This is a genomic window from Streptomyces sp. NPDC005070 (assembly GCF_053600395.1).
Genome location: NZ_JBSFZS010000276.1, coordinates 1 through 4,485 on the forward strand (window position 1 = coordinate 1; position 4,485 = coordinate 4,485).

Here is a 4,485-nt window from a genome sequence, read left to right on the forward strand (position 1 = left end):
GTTGCACCCCGCGCGTTGCGTGGAGCGCAACGCGCGGGGCCGTTCTTGCATGTCCGGGGTGTCGCACGCCAAGGTGGCCGTTCCGGCCGAGGCAACCGACACTCCCGAGGTGCAGGCATGAGCAGTGGTGCAGGGCCGTCGCGCGGCGCGGGCGGCGGCTGGACCAGACGGCGGTTCGTCGGCGCGCTGGCGGGGGCCGCCGCGATCGCGACGGTCCCGGCCTGCGCGGGGCCCCGGGAGGACCGCGCCGGGACGACGCCACGCCCCGAGGCGCCGGCGGCCGGTCCCTCCGCTTCCGCGTCCGCGCCTTCGTCCCCGGCACCCTCTTCCGCTTCCGCGTCCCCGGCTCCCTCCTCCGGTCCGCGTCGGCTGTTCCTGGGCACCTACACCTCGGGGGACGGCGGCGGGAAGGGGATCGGTGTCGCCACGTACGACGCGGCGACCGGCGCGGTCACCGGCGGCGAGGTGGTGACGGGCGTCGACAACCCGTCCTTCCTCGCCGTGCATCCGGACGGCCGGGCGCTGTACGCCGTCGACGAGCAGAACGCGGGCGCGGTGACGGCCGTGCGTCTCCCGGGGACCGAGGTGCTCGGCAGCCGCTCCACCGGAGGCTCGGGCCCCTGCCATCTGTCCGTGCATCCGAGCGGCCGCTGGCTGCTGAGCGCGAACTACGCGTCGGGAAGCGTCGCGGTGCATCCCATCGAGGCGTCCGGCGCGCTCGGCGAGCGCACCGATCTGGTCACGCACACGTCCCCGGCGCCCGGTCCCGGCCAACAGGGCCCGCACGCGCACCAGTTCGTCACCGGTCCGGACGGCGGGCATCTGCTCGCCGTCGACCTGGGCACCGACACGGTGTACACCTACCGTCTGGACGAGACCCGGGGCACGCTCACCGAGGTCTCCCGGGCGCGGACGAGGCCGGGCGCGGGCCCGCGTCATCTCACGTTCCACCCCGGCGGCCGGTACGCGTATCTCGCCAACGAGGCCGACAACACGGTGGCGGTGTGCGGCTACGACCCGGCGACGGGCCGCCTCTCGGTGGGCGAGGCACAGTCCACGGGCACGGGAGGCGGCAGGAGTTACCCGGCCCAGTTCCTGGTGACGCCGAACGGGTCGTACGCGTTCCTCGCCAACCGGGGTCACAACAGCCTGACGCGGTACGCCGTCGAGGCGGACGGAGCCCGGCTGCGGCTGCTGGACACGGTGCCGGTCGGCGGCGACTTCCCGCGGCACATCGCCCTCTCGCCGGACGGACGGCTGCTGTTCGCGGCGAACCAGCGGTCGGGCACCGTCACGGTCTTCGGGGTCGATCAGGCGAGCGGTGAACTCCGGCGCGCGGGCGAGCCGTTCGCCTCACCCCTCGCGGTCTGTGCGCTGCCGCTGTAGCGGACGGGGGCAGGAGGCGAGGCTCGCCTGGGTGAGCAGGACATGCATGCGCTCCGTGAGCTGGGAGACGTCGTCGGCGGGCGCGTGGAACGGCAGGCGTACGTCGCCGTTGCCGCGCGCCCGTTCGATGCGCAGGGTGAGTCCGTGGCGGTCGACGGCGAGGGGCTGGACGCGCACCGCGCCGTGCAGGCTGTCCGGTTCGACGAGACGGGTGATCCGCTCGACGGCGTCCGGGTGGGAGTCGGCGAGATGGGTGAGGAGCTGTGCCTCGGCGAGGGCGAGCGGGTCGGGCTGTGCCTCGGCGAGCTCGTCCAGGTCGACCAGCACGGTCCCGTCGGGCCGGCGCAGCACCGCGCGGGTGGGCCGGAACGCGAGCTGTCCGTCCTCGGGGACGAACCAGCCGGCGAGCCAGAGCCGGGCCCGGATCCGGTTCCGTACGGGAACCGGTGCGACGTCGGCGAACTCCAGGACGGCGGACGGCTCTCCGCGCGGGGAGCAGATGGCCGCGGCGAGCAGCGCGCTGTCCTCGGGCACCCGCAGCAGCACCCGGCCGTCGGCGGCGACGGAGTGCGCGCCGACGAACTCCTCCCGGCCGCCCTCGGCGGTCACCGCGCAGGACCAGGCCGCGGCGAGCACCGAGCGGGCGTGCTCCGCCGCGGCGGGCGCGGCCGTCCAGGTGTAACGGTCACCCATCAGCTTCCTCCTTAGGTAAGGCTTGCCTAACCTATCGAAGATCGGGGCGTACGCCAACCACACCGCGCCGATCGAAGGGCCGGGCCTGGATCCACGCCCGCCCGGAAGGGGCGTCGCGGCCGCCGGGGAGAGCGGACCTCAGGGCGTGATCGCCCCGAGCAGCGCCCGCGCGCACAGATCCCGCACCTGGTCACGGGTCAGGTCCGCGCCCCGCAGCCACTCCAGGCAGACGGCCGTGGTGAAGGCCAGCCACCCCCGGACGGCGATCCGCAGTTCGGGCCGGTCCTCGGCCGACCGGCCGAGCTCGGGATCCGCGGCGAGGGCCGAGAGGATCTGCGCCTCCTGCGCGGCCAGCGCCTGCCGATAGACCCTGCGCACGGCCTGATCACCGGCCGCGTCGGCACGATGGAAGGCACGGAACCCGTGCGCGTGCTCCTCCACGTACCCGAGGAAGGTGTCCAGGCCCGCGCCGAGCTGCTCGCGCACCGCGACGCCGGGCACCGCCGCGGTCATCCGCAGCATCCGCCCGCTCTCCCGCTCGACCACGGCGGCGAAGAAGTCCCGCTTCGTCGGGAAGTAGTGGTACAGCAGTCCGCGCGAGACTCCGGCGATCTCCGCGACCTGCTCGATCCAGACGTCGTCGTACGGACTCTCCGAGAACAGACGGGCGCCGACCGACAGAAGCTGCTCCCGGCGCGCCTCGGTACTGAGCCGGCGGCGTGCGCGCTCCCCCTGCTTCCCCGTCATGCCCGCACTTTACTTGACGCCGGTTCAACAACGGGATCAGACTGAACTCCGCTATTGAACTCACGTACAACAGACTCAACCTGCCCGAGTCACAAGGGAGATGGCGTCATGGCGGAGACGAAGGCGGCGCGGCCCAAGGGGTTCCGCAGCGCGGAACTGGGCTGGCCGGAGCTCCACCGCATCCCGCACCCGCCACGCCGCGTCCCGCTGGTCGGCGATGTGCTCGGCGCGAACATCCGTTCCCCGCTCCAGGACTCCATGAAGTTCGGGAAGGAGCTCGGACCGATCTTCCGGCGCCGGGCCTTCCGCAACGAGATCGTCTTCGTCTGGGGCGCCGGGCTCGCCGCCGAACTGGCCGACGAGTCGCGGTTCGCGAAGCACGTGGGCCTGGGCGTCGCCAACCTCCGTCCGGTCGCCGGGGACGGGCTGTTCACCGCCTACAACCACGAGCCCAACTGGCAGCTCGCGCACGACGTCCTCGCCCCCGGTTTCGGCCGCGAGGCCATGGAGGGCTACCACCCCATGATGCTGGCCGTGACCGAGCGGCTGACGGACCACTGGGACCGGGAGCAGGCCGCGGGCCGCGCCGTGGACGTGCCCGGCGACATGACGAAGCTGACGCTGGAGACGATCGCCAGGACCGGCTTCGGCCATGACTTCGCCTCCTTCGAGCGCTCCCGGCCGCACCCCTTCGTGAACGCGATGGTGGGCACGCTGACCTACGCGCAGCGCCTCAACGTCGTCCCCGTCCCGCTCGCGCCGCTCCTGCTGCGGGGCGCCTCCCGGCGCAACGCGGCGGACACGGCCTACCTCAACCGCACGGTCGACGCCGTGGTGGCCGCCCGCCGGAGCGCCGGCGGCGGCGACGGCGACCTGCTCGACCGCATGCTGGAGACGGCCCACCCCGAGACCGGGGAACGGCTGACCCCCGAGAACATCCGTCGCCAGGTCATCACCTTCCTGATCGCGGGCCACGAGACCACTTCGGGCGCCCTGTCCTTCGCCCTGCATTACCTCGCCCGGCACCCCGAGACGGCCGCCCGCGCGCGTGCCGAGGTCGAACGCGTCTGGGGCGACACGGACCGGCCCGGCTACGAGCAGGTCGCCAAGCTCCGTTACGTCCGCCGGGTCCTCGACGAATCGCTGCGCCTGTGGCCGACGGCACCGGCGTTCGCGCGCGAGGCCCGTCACGACACCGTGCTCGGCGGTGTCCACCCGATGCGGCAGGGGGCGTGGGCGCTGGTACTGACCGCGATGCTGCACCGCGACCCGCAGGTGTGGGGCACCGACGCGGAGGGCTTCGACCCGGACCGCTTCGACGCGAAGGCGGTACGGGCCCGGCCCGCGCACACCTTCAAGCCGTTCGGCACCGGAGCCCGCGCCTGCATCGGCCGCCAGTTCGCACTGCACGAGGCGACGCTGGTCCTCGGACTGCTGCTGCGCCGCTACGAGCTGCGGCCCGACCCCGGCTACCGGCTGCGGGTGGCCGAGCGGCTGACCCTGATGCCGGAGGGGCTGCGCCTGCACCTCGAACGGCGCGCGCCGGTGGCGCCGGGGCGGGCGGCGACGCTGGCCGGCACGGCCATCCGTACGTTCATGAAGTGGGGCGACGACATCCCCGCGAAGTTCGACCTGTCCTCGCTGCGGGTGCTCGGATCG

The 4,485-nt window shown here is 73.6% G+C and carries 4 protein-coding genes; 2 read left to right on the forward strand and 2 right to left on the reverse strand.

The window, feature by feature from the left end; genetic code table 11:
* Positions 1–117: 117 nt before the first annotated feature.
* Positions 118–1,386 carry a lactonase family protein gene (locus tag ACWEBX_RS37510; RefSeq protein ID WP_451889214.1) on the forward strand — a complete coding sequence of 423 codons (1,269 nt, stop codon included), beginning with the start codon at positions 118–120 and terminating at the stop codon, positions 1,384–1,386.
* Here the strand turns inward: ACWEBX_RS37510 and ACWEBX_RS37515 are convergent.
* The gene (locus ACWEBX_RS37515) at positions 1,354–2,079 is read right to left on the reverse strand and encodes a DUF2470 domain-containing protein (protein WP_451889215.1); all 726 of its coding nucleotides are present in this window, start codon (positions 2,077–2,079) and stop codon (positions 1,354–1,356) included. The genes ACWEBX_RS37510 and ACWEBX_RS37515 overlap by 33 nt on opposite strands.
* Before the next feature lie 138 nt (positions 2,080–2,217).
* Positions 2,218–2,826 (reverse strand): TetR/AcrR family transcriptional regulator, encoded by a 609-nt coding sequence (locus ACWEBX_RS37520; protein WP_451889216.1) that lies wholly within the window; start codon positions 2,824–2,826, stop codon positions 2,218–2,220.
* Between the two features lie 108 nt (positions 2,827–2,934).
* On the opposite strand from ACWEBX_RS37520, the gene ACWEBX_RS37525 reads away from it, so the two are divergent.
* On the forward strand, positions 2,935–4,485 hold a 1,551-nt coding region (locus tag ACWEBX_RS37525; RefSeq protein ID WP_451889217.1), incomplete at its 3' end, for a cytochrome P450.